Below are 20,132 nucleotides of genomic sequence, written 5' to 3'. Positions count from 1 at the left end.
TCGTTGCGGGCGATGAAGGAAGTCTAAACGCCCGCCTCATCCAGCAGGCGGAAGACGCGTTCGCACGCCAGAAGATCGCGCTTGCGGTTGGCGGCTGCCTCGGCGGCCTCGCTATCCTCGCCCCAGCGTTCGGCCTGATAGTCCTCATCCAGCCTGGAGAGCGCGAACGCCTGCCCGCCATCGATCTCGGCTTCAAGCAGCGCAAACCCCAGCACGGCAGACCCCAGAAGCGGCACCGCGCTGGTCAGCGCCGTCAGACGCCAATTGTCCAGCGCGCCCGCACGGGCCCTCAGAGCGGCCAGAGAGGTCTCCGGCTGCTCCAGCGCCAGCACCGTCGCCGCGCTCTTCAGCGGGGCTTCCAGCGCCTTTGCAGACCATTCCAGCAGCGGGTCCCATCCCGCCGCCTGACGGGCGGCCAGTTCGGGATCATCGCTGCGATGGGAGAGAAGGTCGGTACCCGCAAAGCGGACAATTTCCTCTGCCGCCGCTGCGCGCGCCGCCTCCATACGGTCGATGGCCACGTGGGCCAGACGTGTCAGCGGCATGGTGAAGGGGTCGACCTCCTTGGCTTGCGCATCCCACTCCGCGGCCATCTCCACGGCCAGCGCCTCGCAAGGCGCCGCCAGCACATGGCGCTCAGGCGTCTTCACCGCCCGTCCGTCCAGAAATACGGCCCATCCCGCATCGGTAGGGGCCGCGCTGGCTTCGGAATAAAAGCGCTTGGGCAGGGGGCGGTTTTCCGCCTTTGCCTTGGACATGCTCATGGTAATGCGATCCCCTCACCCGGCATAAACCGGCTCAATGCGCCATTGAGCGTGTCATAGCTGTCGTGAATCTCATGGGCACCGCCAGAGGCAATTTCATCTGCAGTATGAAAGCCCCAGCTTACCCCAAGGGCAGTCGTGCCCGCCGAGCGGGCCATGGCCATGTCAAAACTGGTATCACCGATGACAACGGTCTCATGCGGACGCACACCCGTCTCGGCCATCGCGTCCAGCACCATGCGCGGATTGGGCTTGCCAACGCCGTGATCGACGGTCTGCAGGGTCTGGAAATACCGGTGCAGGCCATGATGGCCAAACACGATATCAAGCCCCCGGCGCGCCTTGCCGGTGGCTACGCCCAGCAGCCAGCCCTCATCGCTCAGGCGCACCAGCGTCTCCAGCGCGCCCGCATAGAGCGGTTCCTCAAAACCGGGGTCGGCGCGCTGCTCGACGAAGGCTTCCTTGTAGTAATTGCACAGGAGCATCAGGCGCTCATGGCCGATATCCTCCGGCGCCAGCCGGGCAATCGCCTCAGACAGCTCAAGGCCCACAATCATGCGCACCCGGTCATAGGGCATCTCGCCAAGCCCGGCGCGCATGAAAGCGCGGTCCATCGCCCGGTGGATGATCTCCCGGCTGTCGATGAGCGTGCCATCAACGTCAAACACAGCGAGCTTGAGACCGCTCATCCCAGCTGCGCCTCTACCGCGCGCATATCCATGCCGGCATCAAAGCCGAGCGCCTCGAACGTGTCGGTCATGTGCTTGGGCAGCGGCGCTTCGAGAACCAGCGGCTTCTTGCCTTCACGCGGGATGACCAGCTTGCGGGCATGCAGGTGCAGCTTTTGCGATACCCCCCCCAGCGGCGGCACGTCACACACATATTTTCCGTCGCCCTGAATGGCGTGACCGGCAGCGGCCAGATGCACGCGCAGCTGGTGGGTGCGGCCCGTCTCCGGGCGCAGGACAACCCAGCTCGCGCGGCGGCCCGCCTCATCGGCCGTGGCATAGCGGGTAAGCGCGTACTGCGCGCCCTCCTCGCCATGGCGGGCAGCCACCATCAGCTCCCGGTCGCCCTGATTGGAGACCGTCTTCTTCATATAGCCGGTAATCTCGCCCGCACGCGGCACCATGATGCCCAGCGCAATCGCCCAATAGGTCTTTTCCAGATCGCGCCCCTTGAACAGGGAGGCGAGCCAGGCGGCGTTCGACGCACCCTTGGCCACCACGATGACGCCGGATGTATCCTTGTCCAGCCTGTGAACGAGGCGCGGGCGCCTGTCGCCGGTGCCGAACGCGTCGAGCAGTCCGTCCAGATGGCGCACCACTTTCGAGCCGCCCTGCACGGGCAAGCCCGGTGGCTTGTTCAGCGCGATCAGCGTGTCGTCCTCATAGAGCACCATCGAGCGGGCAAACGCCTTGTCCTCGGCACTGATGGTTTTGGGCGGCGCAGCCTCGCCCGGCGCTGGCAGTGGCGGGATGCGCACTTCCTGCCCCGGCTCCAGCCGGTGATTACCCTTCACCCGTCCGCCATCGACGCGCACCTGCCCCGTGCGCAAGAGCTTTTCCAGCGCGCCATGCGTGACATGGGGGAAGTGCCGCCTGAACCAGCGGTCGAGGCGTATATCGGCCTCGTCAGCGGCCACGGTGCGGATTTCAACCTTGCTCATGCCATCACCGCGCGTATCAGGAACAGACCGGCGAAGACCGCCAGCACGGATACCATCACCGTGCCTCCGCCATATATCAGCGCGGTGAGAAACTCGCGCCTTTCGATCATCAAAACGAGGTCCAGCGCAAACGCGCTCATCGTCGTGAAGGCGCCCAGAAAGCCAATGCCAACGGCAAAGCGTATTTCGGTGGCATCCGGACGTCCGGCCAGCGCCAGCCAGCCGACCAGCAGGCCGATGGCGAACGAGCCAAGCACATTCACGGCCAGAATGCCCCACGGAAACTCTGGTCCGATCCAGCGCAGGGACGCCTGGTTCAGCCCATGCCGGGCCAGCGCGCCCAGTGCCCCGCCGGCGGCAATGAGAAACAGGTGGTTCATCGCGCGAAGGGTTAGGCCCGCAGGCGGCTTTGCGCAAGACCGGGACTCGGTCGCTCAGCCTGACCGGGCTGCATCCAGATGTACGCGCAACGCCTGCAGGTCGGGCAGGAGGCGGGTAAAGAGCTCACCGCCAAGCGCGGCTTCCAGCGCTGCCAGCTCCGGTCCTAAAGCAGCAAGGCAACGCTGATGCATCGCCCTGCCCGCATCGGTGATGAACACGCGCTTGGAGCGGCCATCAGCCGGGTCTGGTTCGATGCGCACCAGCGCGCGCGCTTCGAGGCGCTGGAGCGTATTGGTCATCGCGCCCTTGGTGACCTGAAAGGCACTCGCCAGCCGCACTGGCGTCCAGCCATCGCCCAGCCGGACCATGTGGTTGAGTACGCCGAACTGGGCAAGCTGCAGCCCGTCGGGCATCACTTTCAGGAAGGCATTGCCGGACAACTGGCCGATGATCGCAATCTCGTTGAGCGCCGCGAAGATCGCTTGCCCTGCCTGTCCGGTATCCTTGCTCAAACGCTCACAATCCTTGTTTCCAGCGGCCAGCGTGGGGTGGGCGCCGTTTGTGGGCCATATCCCACCCGTCCCAGCATTTGCACGGTGCCACCGTCAGGGGCAAGGCGCGCGTGCGCCTCGTCATAATGCGCCGCCATCTCGGGAAATTCCTGCAAAGCCTGGCTGAGCGGATGCAGGCCCAGCCCCGACGCGGTAGCGGCCAGGTTCAGCCGCAGCCAGTCACGCCCTGCCCTGATCTGCTCTGCGCGGCTATTGCCCGGTGAGACCAGCGCGATATGGGCCATGGCCGAGTGCGTCAGGCTTTCATAAAGGGCGAGCGTCTGACGAAAAGCAGGTGAGCGTGGATCGGACAGGCTGGCGCGGGTGACCAGGCCGGCCCGGTTCATCAGCTCTATGGCCGCGCCGGACAGCGCGATACCATCGGGATTGGCCTCGATCTCGGCCCGGCCAATGCGCATCAGCTCGATGCTCTCATGGTGGGCGCGGGCCGTGGTCAGCTCGGTCTGCATGGCGCGCCATGTCAGCGCGCGCAGCGCCGCAATACCAGCCGGATCAGCGATCAGCCCGGTCCGCAAAAGCGGCCCCGCATGGCCCGCCAGATCCGACAACACCTGCGCACTGACCGGACGGCTGGCGTCAAACACCTCCTTATTGGACCGGCGAGTGCTTGCATGCGCAAAAAGCGGGTCGGCCTGCCCGCCCGCCTCAAAACGCACATGGGCGATTGCACGCCCGTCAAGGCGCGGCGGCGGCTCTCCTTCCGGGAAAAGCTCGATATGCGCGTGATGGCCCTGCTCTGCTGCTGCCATGCGCAGAAGCTCCAGCATGCAGCCAAAACCGATGACGATCTGCCGGTCGAACGGATCGGTTTGCGGCAGGCGCCGGTTCAGGTCGCAATGGACGATGATGGTGTCATCGCCCACCAGCTCGAACAGCCAAGGCTGGCGATTATGCGGATTGGGAGCGAGGATGGCCCAGGCCAGCGCATCAAGACGTGGCTCGCCAAATCCGCCCCGTGCCGCATCGGACCACGGGCGCTGGGCCGCCACTGGCTCGCGCGTGGCCACAAAGGCCGCCCCGCCTGCACCGATAGCGGCCAGAGCCGCCGCTGAACCCCCGATTAGCCGTAATACCTGTCTGCGCGATGTCATGGCCCGCCCTTTCGTTTAGCGTTGAACCTTTTTTAGTTCAACGCTAAACGATTGGCAAGCCGGTTCCTGCTATCGCGTAATCAGGAATCCTTGTGGCGGATCACAAACCACAGCATCAGAGCCATCCCGGCCGTTACCAGCGCGCTGGCAATGCCCAGGATCGGGCCGATCTGCTCTTCAGGCATGATCGCGCCATAGAGCATGTAAAGCCCGATCACCATGATGATGGCGCCGATATGGTGCAGGGCGAACTGGATCAGCGCCAGCAGCCCCTGTGCCACCCCCCAGACCCGGTAAAGAATGGCGTAGACCGCCGACACCACAAATCCGACCAGAAGGGCGTGCGCGTGGGTTACGTGCTGGGTGTGATCGCCCGATTCGGCCATCACCATGCCGAGCACCATGCCCGCAAGGGCATACACAAGGCCAATAATGATATGGAGTTTCTCGACTTTCATTCCCCTGTCCTCCCCTTGAAATGAAAAGCAGGAGGATTCATTACAAAAACAGGGGCGTTCGCAAGGGCTTTCGCCTTTGCGATATAGTTGGGCCGCTACCCCCGCCTCGTGTCCCTTAAAGTCCGCCAGCGCGTCAGCCGCTCGGCAATGGCGGCTTCGCGCCCTGAATCCTTCGGCTCGTAGAGACGTGGCCGGTCTTTCATGGCGTCCGGGAAGTAGTCCTGACCCGACACGCCGCCCGGCGCATCGTGATCGTATTCATAGCCCTTGCCATAGCCCTGATCCTTCATCAGCCGGGTTGGCGCGTTGAGGATATGGGCGGGCGGCATCAGCGAACCTGTTTCTCCCGCAAGGCGCTGGGCGGCCTTCCACGCCACGTAGACGGCATTGGATTTGGGCGCGCAGGCGAGGTGCACCACCGCCTGCGCCAGCGCCAGCTCGCCTTCCGGGCTGCCCAGGAACTCATACGTTTCCTTGGCCGCCAGCGCGGCGTGAATGGCGGTCGGATCGGCGAGGCCGATATCCTCATTGGCCATGCGCACGATGCGCCGGGCCAGAAACAGTGGATCCTCGCCCGCGCCCAGCATGCGCGCCAGCCAGTAGAGCGCGGCATCGGGGTCTGAGCCTCTCACCGATTTGTGCAGGGCGGAGATGAGATTGTAGTGCTCCTCGCGGTCCTTGTCGTAGACCGGCGCGCGGCGCTGCAGGAACTTACCCAGCTCCGGCGTGGACAACGGCGCTTCAGGCTCCAGCCGCAGCACTTCCTCGGCGAGGTTCAGCAGGTAGCGCCCATCCCCGTCCGCCATCGCTATCAGCGCCTCGCGCGCCTCTGGCGACAAGGGCAGTTCATGGCCCTCTGCCGCTTCCGCCCGCTTCAGCAGCAGCTCCAGCGCGGCCTCATCGAGACGTTTGAGCACCAGAACCTGACAGCGCGAGAGCAGCGCGGCATTTAGCTCAAAGCTGGGGTTCTCGGTCGTCGCGCCGACAAGCGTGACCACCCCCTCCTCCACTACGGGCAGGAAGCCATCCTGCTGCGCGCGGTTGAAGCGGTGTATCTCGTCCACGAACAGCAGCGTGCCTTTGCCTGCCGCGCGGCGGCCACGCGCCTGCTCGAAGGCTTTTTTCAGGTCGGCGACACCGGAGAACACCGCGGAGAGCGGGTGGAACTCCAGTCCCGATGCCTCGGCCAGCAGGCGGGCAATGGTTGTCTTGCCGACGCCCGGCGGACCCCAGAGGATGATCGAGGAGAGCCGCCCCTGCGCGAGCATACGCCCCAACGGACTGTCCGGCCCCAGCACATGATCCTGCCCCACCACCTCGTCCAGCTTTTGCGGACGCAGACGGTCGGCCAGCGGACGCGGGGCGTCGCTTTCAAGGCCGGCGGATTGAAACAGATCGCTCATCGGGGGCAACATGCCCCCTAAGCGCCCGGCCTGCTAGAGGCGCAATGTACGTGCGAAACGCTCGCCGCGCCGTTCAATCTCCACCGGCCATTCGCGCGCATCATCATGGCGCGCCAATTCACGCTCGATCTCTCGCACGCTGCGCACGGCGCGCTCGTTGACGCCCAGAATGCGGTCACCCGGCCGGAAGCCGAAAAACTCCGCCGCAGAGCGCCGCTGGACGCGCGTGACGACCAGCCCGTCGGTGAACGGGTCCATCCCGTTGGCCTCATTGAAGGCCGGAGAGAGTTCGACCACTTCTGCGCCCTGGAAGGGATTACGGCCTGTGAGCACCACGCGCTCGCCCTCGCGGTCACCGGGAGGCGCTGCGGCGGTGACGGTAAGGTCGCGCTCGCTTCCATTGCGCATCACACGCAAGACGGCCTCATCGCCAATGGCGCGTGTGGCAAAGCGGAAGCGGACCGCCGCCTCATTATTCACCTCCGCGCCGTCCACCGAAAGGATCACATCGCCCTGACGCAGCCTCGCCCGGTCTGCCGGCCCGCCCGGAAATATATCGGCCACCAGCGCGCCGCGCGGCCGGTCAAAGCCCATGGACAGGGCAATATCGCTGGTCACCGGCTGCAGGCGCGCGCCGAGCCATGGGCGCACCAGCTCGCCGCCTTGCGTGGCGGCATTTACAACGCTGCGCACCATCTCTGCGGGGATCGCAAAGCCGATGCCTTGCGACCCGCCAGAGCGCGAGAATATTGCCGTGTTGATGCCCAGAAGCTCGCCATTCATATTGACCAGCGCGCCGCCGGAATTACCCGGATTGATGGCGGCATCGGTCTGGATGAAAAAGGCATAGTCGGTAATGCCGACATCGGTGCGGGCAAGCGCGGACACGATCCCCGACGTCACGGTCTGACCGACGCCAAACGGATTGCCAATGGCCAGCACCAGATCACCCACTTCCGCCGAACCGGACAGATCGAACGGCAGGACAGGCAACGGCTCGTCGGTGACAACACGCAGCACAGCAAGGTCTGTGCGCTCGTCGGCCAGCAGGATTTCCGCTTCCAGCTCACGCCGGTCATAGAGAACCACGCGCAGCTCCTGTGCCCCGGCCACCACATGGTTGTTGGTAACGATCAGGCCCGCCCCGTCCACGATCACGCCGGAGCCCAGCGACTGGACCTCGCGCTGGCGCGGCGACTGGCGGCCAAAGAAGCGCTCAAACATGGGATCGCCGGCAAACGGATTGCGATCAGCCACCACGCGGCGCGAATACACGTTCACTACCGCTGGCGCTGCCTCGCGCACGACCGGCGCAAAGGAAAGCTGCATGTCGCCGCGCGACTGGGGCAGGGTGCGCTCTGTGCTGCCGGCCCCGGCCAGTGTCTCTTCCTGGCCATTGGCCGGATTGACCGCGATGGCGGCAAGACCAAACCCGGCGATCAGCGCCACACAAATGGCTGGCAGTTTCCAGTTCATAGATGCGTGCTCCCTCACACTTCTCTCCCGACCGATTTAAGGTGTGCGAATGCGGCTGAACAGAGGCTGAAGGTTACAAGTGCGGTAAGGGGGGCTTGTCCGCACCAGTTCCGCGTTTCACCGGCGAAAGCCGGTGCCCAGCATTATCATCATACGACGGCTCGGCATGATGCCTGGAGGGACAAGACATCCACAAGAACTGGATCCCGACTTTCGTCGGGAAAATGCGGGGTGAATACTGGCCCAGCAAACAAAAAGCCCCGGTGTTTCCACCGGGGCTTTTCAAATGCGGTAGAGGCGCAGGGCCTATTCCTCGCCGGCAAACTCTTCGGCGCGGGCGCGGTCGACAGCGCCCTTGGCGTCCACATCGCGGTCAACCAGCTCGATGACAGCCATCGGCGCGTTGTCGCCATGACGGAAACCGGCTTTGAGAACGCGGGTATAGCCGCCATTGCGCTCGCCATAGCGCGGGCCGAGCGTGGCAAACAGCTTGGACACCTGATCCTTGTTGCGGATCTGCGCAATTGCCTGACGGCGGGCATGCAGATCACCCTTTTTGGCCAGCGTGATGAGCTTGTCCATGATGGGCTTCAGCTCTTTGGCTTTGGGCAGGGTCGTAACGATCTGCTCATGCTCAATCAGCGAAGCCGCCATATTGGCGAACATGGCGCGCCGGTGGGACGCGGTGCGGTTGAGCTTGCGATATCCATTCCCGTGACGCATGGGATGTCTCCTTCACTCCGGGCAAGGCGCCTCGCGGCGGCCTGCCTAGATCTGATCCTCGAATTTCTTTGCCAGGTCCTCGATATTCTCCGGCGGCCAGTTGGGCGCCTCCATACCGAGGTGCAGCCCCATCTGGGCCAGCACTTCCTTGATCTCATTAAGCGACTTGCGGCCGAAGTTCGGCGTGCGGAGCATTTCCGATTCCGATTTCTGGATCAGGTCGCCAATGTAGACGATATTGTCGTTCTTCAGGCAGTTCGCCGAGCGCACAGACAGCTCCAGCTCGTCCACCTTTTTGAGGAGGGCCGGGTTGAAGTCCAGCGACGGCGCATCGTCTTCCGGGCCGCGGGCCTCGGAAGGCTCCTCGAAGTTCACGAAGATCTGGAACTGGTCCTGCAGGATGCGCGCGGCATATGCCACAGCATCCTCAGGCGTCACAGCGCCATTGGTCTCGATGTCGAGAATGAGCTTGTCATAGTCGAGCACCTGACCTTCGCGGGTGTTTTCCACGCGGTAGGCCACGCGCTTGACCGGGCTGTAGAGCGCGTCGATGGCGATGTAGCCGATCGGCGCGTCTTCCGGGCGGTTACGCTCGGCGGGCACATAGCCCTTGCCGGTGTTCACCGTCAGCACGAAGCGCAGGCTCGCGCCTTCGTCCAGCGTGCAGATGACGTGATCGCGGTTGATGACCTCAATGTCTGCCGTTTCCTCGATATCGCCAGCCGTCACCTCGCCGGGGCCGCTCTTGCGCAGCACCACGCGGCGCGGGCCTTCGCCATGCATGCGCAGGGCAACCTGCTTCAGGTTCAGCACGATGTCGGTGACGTCTTCCCGCACACCCGGGATCGACGAGAACTCGTGGAGTACGCCGTCGATCTGGACGGCGGTTACCGCCGCGCCCTGGAGAGAGGACAGCAGTACGCGGCGCAGCGCATTGCCGAGCGTCATGCCAAAACCGCGCTCGAGCGGCTCGGCAACAATCTTGGCGTTGCGCGCAGCATCATGGCCAGCCTGAACGACGGGCTTCATCGGACGGATTAGTTCCTGCCAGTTCTTCTCGATCACGGAACGTCCCTTCAAGCGAAAGGCGCGCCCGGTATCAGGCCGATTTGCCCGATGCCAGCGCGCGACAAATTAAACTGCACCGGAGCCGCTGCGAGTGACGCGCGGCTCCGGGATAAACTAGACGCGGCGGCGCTTCGGCGGGCGGCAGCCATTGTGCGGGATCGGCGTCACGTCGTGGATCGTCGTGATGGTGAACCCGACAGACTGCAGCGCGCGCAGAGCCAACTCGCGGCCCGAACCGGGCCCCGACACCTTGACTTCAAGGGTTTTCACGCCGTGTTCCTGCGCCTTGCGGCCAGCGTCTTCGGCAGCCATCTGGGCAGCATAAGGGGTCGATTTACGCGACCCTTTGAAGCCCATCGTGCCGGCCGACGACCAGGAAATCGCGTTGCCCTGCGCGTCGGCGATGGTGATCATCGTGTTGTTGAAGCTGGCATTCACATGCGCCACGCCGGAGGTGATATTCTTGCGCTCGCGGCGGCGCACGCGTGTCGGTTCCTTGGCCATTGCGCCTGGTCCTTACTTCTTCTTGCCGGCAATCGGCTTGGCCGGACCTTTGCGGGTCCGTGCATTGGTGTGGGTGCGCTGACCGCGTACGGGCAGGCCGCGGCGATGGCGCAGGCCGCGATAGCAGCCAAGGTCCATAAGACGCTTGACGTTCACGGCCGTTTCGCGGCGCAGGTCACCTTCGACCATATAGCCAGCATCGATCGTTTCGCGGATCTGGAGCACTTCAGCATCGGTAAGCTGGTTAACCCGTTTTTCAGACGGAATACCTACCTTGTCACAGATCTCCCGCGCCATGGCCGGGCCGATACCGTGAATATAGCGAAGAGCAATCTCTACGCGCTTGTTCGTCGGAATGTTGACGCCTGCTATGCGGGCCACAACGCTACTCCCTGTTCAATATGCCGCGCGCAAAAGAGACCGGCGCGTACAGGGCGCGACACACATTGCGCGCGCCTTGCCTCGTGGCCGGCCCCTCAGAGCGAAGGGCGCTTCTTATAGTGCCGATGCCATACCCGTCAACCGGGCTTTAGCGCCGCCACTCCACAAAACTCACTCCCCCGCACACATGCCTTGCGGCGCGCGCACGGGCCTCATGCATCCAGCGCCGCGTTAATGCGGGCGGAAACCTCATCCATCGGGCCCATTCCATCTACATCCACCAGCTTGTTCTGGCCGGTGTAGAAAGGAATCAGAGGGGCCGTCTGGTCGTTATAGGCCTTCAGCCGAACCTTGAAGGCATCAACCGTGTCGTCCGCGCGGCCTTCCTCGGCTGCGCGCTTTTCCACCCGCGCGACCAGCTCCTCCTGATCGACCACAAGGCGGATAACTTTCGCGATCGGGCTGCTACGTTCGGTCAGCAGCCTGTCGAGCGCTTCAGCCTGGGGGACCGTGCGCGGGAAGCCGTCAAAAATGGCACCCCCGGCAGCTTCGGCCTCAGGCAGACGCTCATTGATCAGAGCGATGACAATCTCGTCGGACACCAGCTCGCCGCGATCCATGATCCCGGCAACGCGGTTACCCAGCTCGGTACCGGCCTTGCGCGCATCGCGCAGCATGTCGCCAGTGGAAAGCTGCACCCAGCCGCGTGACTGCACCAGGCGCTTGGCTTGCGTTCCCTTGCCTGCGCCGGGCGGTCCGAACAGGATGATGTTCATCGCTTGCGGCCCCTCAGCTTCGTCTTCTTGATCAGGCCTTCATACTGATGGGCCAGCAGATGCGACTGTATCTGGGAGACGGTGTCGAGCGTAACCGACACGACGATGAGCAGGGCCGTGCCACCGATGTAGAACGGGATATCCAGCTCCGCACGCAGCACTTCAGGCAGCACACACACGAAGGTCAGATAGGCCGCCCCGATCACGGTCAGGCGCGTCAGCACGAAGTCGATATACTCCGCCGTGCGTTTGCCTGGACGGATGCCCGGCAGGAAACCGCCATACTTCTTCAGATTGTCCGCCGTGTCCTCAGGGTTGAAGACGATGGAGGTGTAGAAGAAGGTGAAGAAGATGATCATCGACGCATAGAAGATGATGAAGAGCGGCTGACCTGGGCCAAGCAGCGCCGTCACCGTGCGCAGCCAGTCGGGTCCGGTGTCGGCCGAGAAGCCCGCAACGGTCGCCGGCAGCAGCAGGAGCGAGGAGGCGAAGATCGCCGGGATCACGCCCGCCGTGTTCAGCTTGAGCGGCAGGAAGCTGGACTCACCGCCCATCATGCGGTTGCCGACCTGGCGCTTGGGATACTGCACGAGCAATCGCCGCTGCGAACGCTCCATGAAGACCACAAATACCAGCACCGCGATAATGCCCAGGATCATCGCGATGATGAGCCCTGCAGAAAGATTGCCCGTACGGCCCTGCTCCAGCGTCTGGAAGAGCGCACGCGGCATCTCCGCGATAATGCCGGCGAAGATGATCAGTGAGATACCGTTACCCACGCCCCGCGCGGTAATCTGCTCACCCAGCCAGAGCAGCATCATCGTGCCGCCAACCAATGAGACAACAGCCGTAATGCGGAAGAACCAGCCCGGATCGATCGCAATGGTGGCCCCGGTCGTCGGATCGGGGTTTTCCATCGACACAGCGATAGCAAAGGCCTGAAGCATGGCGAGAACGACGGTCAGATAACGCGAATACTGGTTGATCTGCTTGCGGCCCTGCTCGCCGCCTTCCTTCTTCATGCGCTCCAAGCTGGGCACGGTGGCGGCCATGAGCTGCATGATGATCGAGGCAGAGATATACGGCATCACGTTGAGGGCGAAGATCGCCATACGCTCAACGGCACCGCCGGAAAACATGTTGAAGACGCCCAGAATGCCTTGCTGCTGCTGCTGGAAGGCACCGGCAAATACGTCCGGATCAATACCCGGCATGGGGATATAGGTGCCCACGCGGTAGATGATCAGCACGAACAACGTAAAGAGGAGCCGCTTTTGCAGCTCCTTGGCGCGGGCAAACGCGCCGAAATTCATGTTAGCGGCAAGTTGTTCTGCGGCAGATGCCATGGGCTGGTCTCGCTCCCTTGCGGTCCCGGTTAGGCCAGGACGGAATTGGACGGCTCAACCCATTTGGGGAGCCGTCCGTAAAACCGCATCAGGCTTCGCTGTCTTTGGGTGCCGGCAGGGTGATGGACCCGCCCGCTTTTTCAACCGCAGCGATGGCAGGCTTCGACGCGCCAGCCGCCGTGATGGAAAGCTTGGCCTTGAACGCACCGCCGCCGATGATGCGAACGCCGTCCTGGGCGCGGCGGATAACGCCGGCCTTGATCAGCGCGTCGGCATCGACAGCCGCTTTCGCGTCCAGCTTGCCCGCATCAACCGCTTTTTGCAGGCGGCCGAGCGTGACTTCGGCAAACTTTGCACGGTTCGGCTTGGTGAAGCCGCGCTTGGGCAGGCGCTGGTGAAGCGGCATCTGGCCGCCCTCGAAGCCCTTGATGGCCACGCCAGAGCGCGATTTCTGACCCTTGACGCCACGGCCGCCGGTCTTGCCCTTGCCCGAGCCGATGCCGCGACCCACGCGGGTGCGTTCTTTCACCGCGCCGGGATTATCCCGCAGTTCGTTCAGACGCATGACTATTCTCCTTATCAAGGATGGCGCGGCCCTAGCCGCGCTCCTCGACGATTTCTACCAGGTGGGCGACCTTGGCGATCATGCCGCGCACAGACGGCGTGTCCTCAAGCTCGCGCTGTTTGCCGATACGCCCCAGGCCGAGCCCGGTCAGCGTTTGCAGCTGGTCTTTGGGGCGGCGGATATGGCTGCCCGTCTGACGCACGATGACTGTTTTCTTGGCCATGGCCGGTATTCCTAGCTCTGGCTGTCGACGGCTTCAGGTGCGCTGGCACCGTCATTCCGGCGGTTGACGATGTCAGCCACTTTCAGGCCGCGCTTGGAGGCAACCGTACGCGGGCTGTTCTGGCCTTTGAGCGCGTCGAACGTGGCGCGGATCATGTTGTAGGGGTTGGACGAGCCGACCGATTTGGCCACCACGTCCTGAACACCCAGGCTTTCCAGCACAGCGCGCATCGGGCCGCCTGCGATGATACCGGTGCCCGGAGGCGCCGCACGCAGCGTCACCTTGCCCGCGCCCCAGCGGCCGTCTGCATCGTGATGCAGGGTCCGGCCCTCGCGCAGCGGGATGCGCACCATGGTCTTCTTGGCTTCTTCGGTCGCCTTGCGGATGGCTTCCGGCACTTCGCGCGCCTTGCCCTGCCCGAAGCCGACACGGCCCTTCTGGTCACCGACGACTGCGAGCGCGGCAAACTGGAAGTTCCGGCCGCCCTTCACCGTCTTGGCAACGCGGTTGATGTGGACGAGCTTGTCGACGAGTTCGCTTTCCGGCTCCTCGTCGCGGCGGCGGCGGTCGCGTCCGCCCCGGCCTTCGCGTTGGTCTTCCCGAGCCATGGCGCTCTCCTAGAAGTTCAGGCCGCCCTCGCGGGCAGCATCTGCGAGCGCCTTGATGCGCCCATGATAAATGTAACCGCCGCGATCAAACACGACATCGGTAAGGCCCTTGGCCTTGGCGCGCTCGGCGACGAGCTTGCCGACAGCGGCAGCCGCCTCGACATTTGCGCCAGCCGGCTTGCCGCCGCGCACATCGGCTTCGAGGGTCGAAGCCGCGGCGAGCGTGGCGCCGTTGGAGTCGTCGATGATCTGGGCGTAGATATGCTTGGACGAGCGGAAGACCGACAGGCGCGGACGGCCGCCCGAGAACCTGGCAAGCCGCGAGCGCGTACGCTGCGCGCGGCGTTGCATCTTTTCGCGAGACGATTTCATGACCTGACGGTTCCCTACTTCTTCTTGCCTTCTTTCCGGCGCACGTATTCGCCGGCAAGACGGATGCCTTTGCCCTTGTAGGGCTCTGGCGGACGATACTTGCGGATCTCGGCCGCAGTCTGGCCGACTTCCTGCTTGTTGGCGCCCTCGATCTTGATCTCGGTAGGCTTGGGAGCCGTGATCGTGATGCCGGGACGCGGCGTGTAGATCACTTCATGGCTGAGGCCAAGCGAGAGCTTGAGGTCGCGGCCCTGCAAGGCGGCGCGGTAACCGACGCCGACCAGTTCGAGGTTCTGCTCGAAGCCTTCCGAAACGCCCTTCACCATGCTGGCGATATTGGCGCGCGTCGTGCCCCACATGGCACGGGCACGGGTGGACTCATCAGCCGGCTTTACAACCAGCGACTTGTCCTCGGCTTCACTAATGGTAACCAGGTTGGACACCACGAGCGACAGCTCGCCCTTGGGTCCCTTCACCTTCACCGTATCATTGGCAACGGTCGCGCTCACTCCGCTAGGAAGGCCGACCGGCAATTTGCCCAGACGTGACATGGATCATGCCTCCCTTAGCTGATGTGGCAGAGAATCTCGCCGCCGACATTCTGGGCGCGGGCAGACGCATCGCTCATCACGCCGCGCGGCGTGGAAACGATGGCAATCCCGAGCCCGTTCTGAACGAGCGGAAGATCCCTGGCCTTGGAGTATTCGCGGCGGCCCGGCTTGGAAACGCGCTTGATCTCGGAGATCACCGGCGCGCCTTCATAATATTTCAGTTCGATTTCGAACTGCTTGAAGCCGTCAGCATCCAGCGACTCTGAATAGCCGCGGATATAGCCTTCTTCCAGCAGAACATCGAGCACACGCTGACGCAGCTTCGATGCGGGCGTCACCACATTGGTGCGCCGGCGCATGAGCGCGTTGCGGATGCGGGTGAGCATGTCACCGAGCGGATCGATCATCGACATTGGCTTGCCCTCCCTACCAGCTCGACTTGACCAGGCCCGGAATCAGGCCGTGGCTACCCAGTTCGCGAAGCGCGATACGGGACATTTTCAGCTTGCGGTAGTAACCGCGCGGACGGCCCGAAACCTTGCACCGGTTGCGGATGCGGGTCGGGGCCGAGTTGCGCGGAAGGGCAGCCAGCTTCAGCTGGGCTGCAAACCGCTCTTCGACGGGCAGCGACGTGTCGCGCGCGACAGCCTTCAGTGCCTGACGCTTGGCCAGGTACTTCGCGGCCAGACGCTCGACGCGGGCATTACGCTCGGTTGCGCTCTTCTTAGCCATTCAATTCATCTCCTGCGTGCGGACCCGGGATGGGCCTGCGTTCCTGCTGCGTCAGTTCGCGAACGGAAAGTCGAACTCGGCCAGCAGGGCCTTCGCTTCTTCATTGTTACGTGCGGTGGTGCAGACAACGATGTCCATCCCGCGCACTTTTTCGACCTTGTCGTAGTCGATCTCGGGAAACACGATGTGCTCTTTCATGCCCATCGCGTAATTGCCGTTGCCATCAAAGCTCTTGCCGTTCAGCCCACGGAAGTCGCGGACGCGCGGCAGGGCGATGGTGACGAGGCGGTCGAGAAACTCGTACATGCGGTCCTGGCGCAAAGTCACCTTCGCGCCGATCAGCTGGCCTTCACGCAGCTTGAAGCCCGCGATGGACTTCGTGGCACGCGTGGCGACCGGCTTCTGACCGGCAATCGCTTCCAGGTCAGCCAGAGCTCCCTGGAGCTTCTTGGAGTCCTGTGCAGCCTCGCCGACGCCCATATTGATGACAATCTTGTCAAGGCGGGGGATCTGCATGTCGTTCGTGTAGCCGAACCTTTCCTTCAGACGCGCGCGAATTTCCTCGCGGTAGCGCGTCTTCATGCGCGGCTCATATGTCGCGGTCTCAGCCATTGATGACCTCACCAGATTTCTTGGCAACCCGGACCTTCTTGCCATCACGTACCTCGAAGCCGACACGGGTCGCTTCGCCGGATTTGGGATCAGCAAGAGCCACGTTGGACACGTGGATCGGGGCTTCTTTTTCCTCGATACCGCCAGGCGTGGTCTGGGTCGGGCGGTTATGGCGCTTGACCATATTCACGCCGCCCACGAACACGCGGTTCTCTGACGGGACCACCTTGGTGACTTCCCCGGTCTTGCCCTTGTCGCGGCCAGCCAGGATGACGACCTTGTCGCCCTTCTTGATCTTCGCAGCCATGACTACAGCACCTCCGGCGCCAGCGAGATGATCTTCATGTGGTTCTTCGCCCGCAGCTCACGCGGAACCGGGCCGAAGATACGCGTGCCGAGCGGCTCCATATTATTGTTCAGGAGCACTGCGGCATTGGTGTCGAACCGGATGACGGAACCGTCGCGGCGTTTGATGTCGCGCGCGGTGCGCACGACAACGGCCTTGCGCACTTCACCTTTTTTCACCCGTCCCTTGGGCGTGGCTTCCTTGACCGAGACGACAATGATGTCGCCCACGCCGGCATAACGGCGCTTGGCTCCGCCCAGCACCTTGATGCACTGCACGCGGCGGGCCCCGGAATTGTCGGCCACGTCCAGATTGGATTGCATCTGGATCATCGTGATCCTCCGTTAGAACTAGGAAACGATCCTCTCCAGACCCGGCTTACGCCTGGTCGGAGACGACCTCCCACCGCTTCAGCTTCGATTTGGGCGCACATTCCTGGATCTGGACTGTGTCGCCGACTTTCTTGGCGTTGGCCTCGTCATGGGCATGATAGTTTTTCGAACGCCGCACCGTCTTGCGAAGAAGCGGGTGCAGGAATGTGCGATCCACCTTCACGACAACGGTCTTGGCCTGCTTGTCGCTGACCACGACGCCTTGCAATACGCGCTTCGGCATCGCCTAGCTCCCTTGCTTTTCGATCTGGCGCCGGCGCATGTCGGTCTTCAGGCGGGCAATGTCCTTGCGCACCTTGGAGAACCGCGCCGTGTTTTCCAGCTGGCCCGTGGCCTGTTGGAAGCGCAGGTTAAATTGCTCTTTCTTCAGCTTCAGGAGATTGTCCTGGAGCTGGTCATCGGTCATGGCGCGTACGTCTTGCATTTCCATCGCGCTACTCAGCTCCCTGCTCGCCCGGACGGGTTACGACACGGGTCTTGATCGGCAGCTTGGCGGCGCCAAGGCGCAGCGCTTCACGCGCTACCGCATCCGGCACACCGTCAATCTCAAACATGATGCGGCCGGGCTTCACGCGGGCCACCCAGTATTCCGGCGAACCCTTACCTTTACCCATCCGCACTTCGGTCGGCTTTTTCGACACCGGAACATCCGGGAAAATGCGGATCCAGACGCGGCCGGCCCGTTTCATGTGACGGGTGATCGCGCGGCGGGTGGCCTCGATCTGGCGCGCCGTGACGCGCTCAGGCTCGACCGCTTTCAGCCCGTACGAGCCGAAATTGAGCGTAAAGCCGCCCTTCGCATTTCCGTGGATACGGCCCTTGTGGGCCTTCCGGAATTTTGTGCGCTTCGGTTGAAGCATCTTTCAAACTCCCTCTTGGCCCTGGGCTTAGGCGTTCTGGCGGGCCGAACGGGTCCGCTGCTCGCCGGTTTCCTGCATACGGCGCTCGGACGCCATCGGGTCGTGTTCCATGATCTCGCCTTTGTAGATCCAGACCTTGATCCCGATGATACCCATCGCGGTTTTCGCCTCGGCGAAGCCGTAATCGATATCGGCGCGCAGCGTGTGCAGCGGCACCGAGCCTTCATTGTACTGTTCCGAACGCGCGATCTCCGCGCCGCCCAGACGGCCGGCACAGATGATCTTGCAGCCCAGCGCGCCCATGCGCATGGCGGACTGCATGGAGCGCTTCATCGCACGGCGGAACGCCACACGGCGCTCCAGCTGCTGGGCGATGCTGTCGGCAACCAGGTTAGCGTCGGTTTCGGGCTTGCGCACTTCGACCAGATTCAGGAACACCTCCGCGTCCGTCATCTTGGCGACTTCGCGGCGCAGCTTCTCGATATCGGCACCCTTTTTACCGATCACCACACCCGGACGCGCCGTGTAGATGGTGATGCGGCATTTCTTGTGCGGGCGCTCGATGATGATTTTCGAGATCGACGCAGCTTTCAGCTTTTCCTGAAGGAATTTGCGGATTTTCAGATCCTCGTGGAGAAGATTTGCATACTCCTCACCACGCGCGAACCAGCGCGAATCCCACGTGCGGTTGATGCCCAGGCGCAGGCCGATCGGATTAATCTTCTGTCCCATTACGCGGCCTCCTCGACTTCGCGAACGACGATCGTCAGCTCGGAGAACGGCTTGAGAATCTTCGCACCCCGGCCGCGTGCGCGAGCCCGGAAACGCTTCATCACAAGGTTCTTGCCGACATAGGCTTCCGACACGACAAGGCTATCGATATCGAGGCCGTGATTGTTCTCGGCGTTGGCGATGGCCGATTCCAGAACCTTCTTAACGTCAGCGGCAGCACGCTTGCGCGAGAACGCCAGATCGTTCAGCGCGCGCTCGACCTTCTTGCCGCGGATCATCGCGGCAACCAGGTTCAGCTTCTGCGGGCTGATGCGGATCATCCGCAGCTTGGCGCGCGCTTCGTTCTCAGCCACGCGGCGGGGATTGGTTTCCTTGCCCATCGCGCTACTTCCTCTTGGCTTTCTTGTCCGCCGCGTGACCGTAATAGGTCCGCGAAGGCGCAAACTCGCCGAGCTTGTGGCCGACCATGTCCTCGGACACCAGAACCGGAACAAACTTGTTCCCGTTGTGGACCTGGAAGGTCAGGCCGACAAATTGCGGCATGATGGTCGAGCGGCGCGACCAGGTTTTGATAGCCTGCTTGCGCCCGGCTTCGTGGGCGGCATCGGCTTTCTTCAGGAGGTATCCGTCTACAAACGGACCTTTCCATACAGAACGGGGCATGACGGTCGGTCGCTCCCTTAGCGTTTCTTGCGCTCGTGGCGCGAACGGATGATGAATTTATCGGTCGCCTTGTTACGGCGGGTCTTGCGGCCTTTGGTCGGCTTGCCCCACGGGGTCACCGGGTGGCGGCCACCAGAGGTACGGCCCTCACCACCACCATGGGGGTGATCGACCGGGTTCATGGCAACACCACGCACGGACGGGCGCTTGCCCATGTGACGCTTGCGGCCAGCCTTGCCCAGATTGATGTTGAGGTGGTCGGAGTTCGACACCGCACCAATCGTGGCCATGCAGTTCTCGTTGACCTTGCGAAGCTCGCCGCTCATCAGGCGAACCTGGGCGTAGCCGGCTTCACGGCCGACCAGCTGGGCATAGGCACCGGCCGAACGGGCGATCTGGCCACCTTTTTCCGGCTTCATCTCCACATTGTGGATGATGGTTCCGACCGGAATGGTTTTCAGCGGCATGGCATTGCCCGGCTTCACATCAGTCTTGGCGCTGGCGACCACGCGGTCACCGGCAGCCAGGCGCTGCGGCGCCAGAATATAGGCCAGCTCGCCATCCTCATACTTGATGAGGGCGATGAACGCCGTGCGGTTGGGATCATACTCAAGCCGCTCGACCGTGGCGGGCACGTCGAACTTGCGGCGCTTGAAGTCGATCATGCGGTAAAGCTTCTTGGCTCCACCACCGCGGCGGCGGGCGGTGATCCGCCCGGTATTGTTACGCCCGCCCGTACGGCGCAGGCCCTCGACCAGCGTCTTTTCCGGCTTGCCGGCGTGCAGCTCGGACCGGTCCACCAGCACAAGAGCGCGGCGGCCAGGCGAGGTCGGCTTGAATGTCTTCAGCGCCATGGTTCAAACT

General features: G+C 63.2%; 32 protein-coding genes. All 32 read right to left on the bottom strand.

Annotated elements, in window-relative coordinates:
- Window positions 1-23: 23 nt before the first annotated feature.
- The 32 genes from AB6B38_RS01365 to rplB all read right to left on the bottom strand — a co-directional run bounded on the left by AB6B38_RS01365 (window position 24) and on the right by rplB (window position 20,122).
- A complete protein-coding gene (locus AB6B38_RS01365; RefSeq protein WP_371393859.1) occupies window positions 24-764 on the bottom strand; it encodes an ATP12 family chaperone protein in 741 nt (246 codons plus the stop codon).
- Window positions 761-1,453 (bottom strand): HAD-IA family hydrolase, encoded by a 693-nt coding sequence (locus AB6B38_RS01360; RefSeq protein ID WP_371393858.1) that lies wholly within the window; start codon window positions 1,451-1,453, stop codon window positions 761-763. The genes AB6B38_RS01365 and AB6B38_RS01360 overlap by 4 nt, the downstream gene beginning before the upstream one ends.
- The gene (locus AB6B38_RS01355; RefSeq protein ID WP_371393857.1) at window positions 1,450-2,433 is read right to left on the bottom strand and encodes a pseudouridine synthase; all 984 of its coding nucleotides are present in this window, start codon (window positions 2,431-2,433) and stop codon (window positions 1,450-1,452) included. The genes AB6B38_RS01360 and AB6B38_RS01355 overlap by 4 nt, the downstream gene beginning before the upstream one ends.
- On the bottom strand, window positions 2,430-2,813 hold the full coding sequence (locus AB6B38_RS01350; protein ID WP_371393856.1) for a CrcB family protein: 384 nt from the start codon (window positions 2,811-2,813) through the stop codon (window positions 2,430-2,432). The genes AB6B38_RS01355 and AB6B38_RS01350 overlap by 4 nt, the downstream gene beginning before the upstream one ends.
- A 54-nt stretch (window positions 2,814-2,867) precedes the next feature.
- Window positions 2,868-3,326 (bottom strand): MarR family winged helix-turn-helix transcriptional regulator, encoded by a 459-nt coding sequence (locus AB6B38_RS01345; RefSeq protein WP_371393855.1) that lies wholly within the window; start codon window positions 3,324-3,326, stop codon window positions 2,868-2,870.
- Window positions 3,323-4,477: a twin-arginine translocation pathway signal protein gene (locus AB6B38_RS01340; protein WP_371393854.1), complete on the bottom strand. Its 1,155-nt coding sequence runs from the start codon at window positions 4,475-4,477 to the stop codon at window positions 3,323-3,325. Before AB6B38_RS01340 ends, AB6B38_RS01345 begins: the two co-directional genes overlap by 4 nt.
- 80 nt (window positions 4,478-4,557) lie before the next feature.
- Complete coding sequence (locus AB6B38_RS01335; protein WP_371393853.1) at window positions 4,558-4,935, bottom strand: TonB-dependent receptor; 378 nt, start codon at window positions 4,933-4,935, stop codon at window positions 4,558-4,560.
- 95 nt (window positions 4,936-5,030) lie between these two features.
- Window positions 5,031-6,338, bottom strand: coding sequence for a replication-associated recombination protein A (locus AB6B38_RS01330; protein ID WP_371393852.1), 1,308 nt, complete (start codon window positions 6,336-6,338; stop codon window positions 5,031-5,033).
- A gap of 33 nt (window positions 6,339-6,371) precedes the next feature.
- The gene (locus tag AB6B38_RS01325) at window positions 6,372-7,814 is read right to left on the bottom strand and encodes a DegQ family serine endoprotease (RefSeq protein WP_371393851.1); all 1,443 of its coding nucleotides are present in this window, start codon (window positions 7,812-7,814) and stop codon (window positions 6,372-6,374) included.
- Window positions 7,815-8,120: 306 nt separating this feature from the next.
- A complete protein-coding gene (rplQ, locus tag AB6B38_RS01320; RefSeq protein ID WP_127565818.1) occupies window positions 8,121-8,537 on the bottom strand; it encodes a 50S ribosomal protein L17 in 417 nt (138 codons plus the stop codon).
- A gap of 45 nt (window positions 8,538-8,582) precedes the next feature.
- Window positions 8,583-9,602, bottom strand: a complete 1,020-nt coding sequence (locus tag AB6B38_RS01315; protein WP_127569311.1) for a DNA-directed RNA polymerase subunit alpha — start codon at window positions 9,600-9,602, stop codon at window positions 8,583-8,585.
- Window positions 9,603-9,719: 117 nt separating this feature from the next.
- Window positions 9,720-10,109 carry a 30S ribosomal protein S11 gene (gene rpsK, locus AB6B38_RS01310; protein WP_371393850.1) on the bottom strand — a complete coding sequence of 130 codons (390 nt, stop codon included), beginning with the start codon at window positions 10,107-10,109 and terminating at the stop codon, window positions 9,720-9,722.
- Between the two features lie 12 nt (window positions 10,110-10,121).
- Window positions 10,122-10,490, bottom strand: a complete 369-nt coding sequence (gene rpsM / locus AB6B38_RS01305) for a 30S ribosomal protein S13 (protein WP_188452987.1) — start codon at window positions 10,488-10,490, stop codon at window positions 10,122-10,124.
- Between the two features lie 212 nt (window positions 10,491-10,702).
- On the bottom strand, window positions 10,703-11,266 hold the full coding sequence (locus AB6B38_RS01300; RefSeq protein WP_371393849.1) for an adenylate kinase: 564 nt from the start codon (window positions 11,264-11,266) through the stop codon (window positions 10,703-10,705).
- Window positions 11,263-12,612, bottom strand: a complete 1,350-nt coding sequence (gene secY / locus AB6B38_RS01295) for a preprotein translocase subunit SecY (protein WP_371393848.1) — start codon at window positions 12,610-12,612, stop codon at window positions 11,263-11,265. The genes AB6B38_RS01300 and secY overlap by 4 nt, the downstream gene beginning before the upstream one ends.
- Before the next feature lie 88 nt (window positions 12,613-12,700).
- Window positions 12,701-13,177 (bottom strand): 50S ribosomal protein L15, encoded by a 477-nt coding sequence (rplO, locus tag AB6B38_RS01290; protein WP_371393847.1) that lies wholly within the window; start codon window positions 13,175-13,177, stop codon window positions 12,701-12,703.
- Between the two features lie 31 nt (window positions 13,178-13,208).
- The gene (rpmD, locus tag AB6B38_RS01285) at window positions 13,209-13,400 is read right to left on the bottom strand and encodes a 50S ribosomal protein L30 (RefSeq protein WP_036512062.1); all 192 of its coding nucleotides are present in this window, start codon (window positions 13,398-13,400) and stop codon (window positions 13,209-13,211) included.
- Between the two features lie 11 nt (window positions 13,401-13,411).
- Window positions 13,412-14,008 carry a 30S ribosomal protein S5 gene (gene rpsE, locus AB6B38_RS01280; protein WP_371393846.1) on the bottom strand — a complete coding sequence of 199 codons (597 nt, stop codon included), beginning with the start codon at window positions 14,006-14,008 and terminating at the stop codon, window positions 13,412-13,414.
- A gap of 9 nt (window positions 14,009-14,017) precedes the next feature.
- Entirely contained in the window at window positions 14,018-14,380 is a 363-nt protein-coding gene (rplR, locus tag AB6B38_RS01275; RefSeq protein WP_371393845.1) for a 50S ribosomal protein L18, read from the bottom strand.
- 14 nt (window positions 14,381-14,394) lie between these two features.
- Window positions 14,395-14,931, bottom strand: a complete 537-nt coding sequence (rplF, locus tag AB6B38_RS01270; protein ID WP_371393843.1) for a 50S ribosomal protein L6 — start codon at window positions 14,929-14,931, stop codon at window positions 14,395-14,397.
- A gap of 14 nt (window positions 14,932-14,945) precedes the next feature.
- Window positions 14,946-15,344 carry a 30S ribosomal protein S8 gene (rpsH, locus tag AB6B38_RS01265; protein WP_371393841.1) on the bottom strand — a complete coding sequence of 133 codons (399 nt, stop codon included), beginning with the start codon at window positions 15,342-15,344 and terminating at the stop codon, window positions 14,946-14,948.
- Between the two features lie 13 nt (window positions 15,345-15,357).
- Complete coding sequence (rpsN, locus tag AB6B38_RS01260; RefSeq protein WP_371393840.1) at window positions 15,358-15,663, bottom strand: 30S ribosomal protein S14; 306 nt, start codon at window positions 15,661-15,663, stop codon at window positions 15,358-15,360.
- Window positions 15,664-15,714: 51 nt separating this feature from the next.
- On the bottom strand, window positions 15,715-16,275 hold the full coding sequence (rplE, locus tag AB6B38_RS01255; protein WP_371393838.1) for a 50S ribosomal protein L5: 561 nt from the start codon (window positions 16,273-16,275) through the stop codon (window positions 15,715-15,717).
- Window positions 16,268-16,582 (bottom strand): 50S ribosomal protein L24, encoded by a 315-nt coding sequence (rplX, locus tag AB6B38_RS01250; RefSeq protein ID WP_371393837.1) that lies wholly within the window; start codon window positions 16,580-16,582, stop codon window positions 16,268-16,270. Before rplX ends, rplE begins: the two co-directional genes overlap by 8 nt.
- A gap of 2 nt (window positions 16,583-16,584) precedes the next feature.
- Complete coding sequence (gene rplN, locus AB6B38_RS01245; protein WP_371393836.1) at window positions 16,585-16,953, bottom strand: 50S ribosomal protein L14; 369 nt, start codon at window positions 16,951-16,953, stop codon at window positions 16,585-16,587.
- Window positions 16,954-16,999: 46 nt separating this feature from the next.
- Window positions 17,000-17,236, bottom strand: a complete 237-nt coding sequence (gene rpsQ / locus AB6B38_RS01240) for a 30S ribosomal protein S17 (RefSeq protein WP_371393835.1) — start codon at window positions 17,234-17,236, stop codon at window positions 17,000-17,002.
- A 3-nt stretch (window positions 17,237-17,239) separates the two neighbouring features.
- A complete protein-coding gene (rpmC, locus tag AB6B38_RS01235) occupies window positions 17,240-17,443 on the bottom strand; it encodes a 50S ribosomal protein L29 (protein ID WP_127565804.1) in 204 nt (67 codons plus the stop codon).
- A 4-nt stretch (window positions 17,444-17,447) separates the two neighbouring features.
- Window positions 17,448-17,873: a 50S ribosomal protein L16 gene (gene rplP / locus AB6B38_RS01230; protein ID WP_127565803.1), complete on the bottom strand. Its 426-nt coding sequence runs from the start codon at window positions 17,871-17,873 to the stop codon at window positions 17,448-17,450.
- A gap of 27 nt (window positions 17,874-17,900) precedes the next feature.
- Entirely contained in the window at window positions 17,901-18,605 is a 705-nt protein-coding gene (gene rpsC, locus AB6B38_RS01225) for a 30S ribosomal protein S3 (protein WP_371393833.1), read from the bottom strand.
- A complete protein-coding gene (gene rplV, locus AB6B38_RS01220) occupies window positions 18,605-18,985 on the bottom strand; it encodes a 50S ribosomal protein L22 (protein WP_127565801.1) in 381 nt (126 codons plus the stop codon). The genes rpsC and rplV overlap by 1 nt, the downstream gene beginning before the upstream one ends.
- A gap of 4 nt (window positions 18,986-18,989) precedes the next feature.
- Window positions 18,990-19,268, bottom strand: a complete 279-nt coding sequence (gene rpsS, locus AB6B38_RS01215; RefSeq protein ID WP_036512026.1) for a 30S ribosomal protein S19 — start codon at window positions 19,266-19,268, stop codon at window positions 18,990-18,992.
- A 17-nt stretch (window positions 19,269-19,285) separates the two neighbouring features.
- Window positions 19,286-20,122: a 50S ribosomal protein L2 gene (gene rplB / locus AB6B38_RS01210; RefSeq protein ID WP_371393832.1), complete on the bottom strand. Its 837-nt coding sequence runs from the start codon at window positions 20,120-20,122 to the stop codon at window positions 19,286-19,288.
- Window positions 20,123-20,132: the final 10 nt, after the last annotated feature.

The sequence above is a fragment of the Glycocaulis abyssi genome (assembly GCF_041429775.1).
Classification (GTDB): Bacteria; Pseudomonadota; Alphaproteobacteria; order Caulobacterales; family Maricaulaceae; genus Glycocaulis; species Glycocaulis abyssi.
The sequence above is the reverse complement of the archived record's forward strand: the minus strand, read 5'-3'. Positions and strand labels throughout refer to the sequence as shown.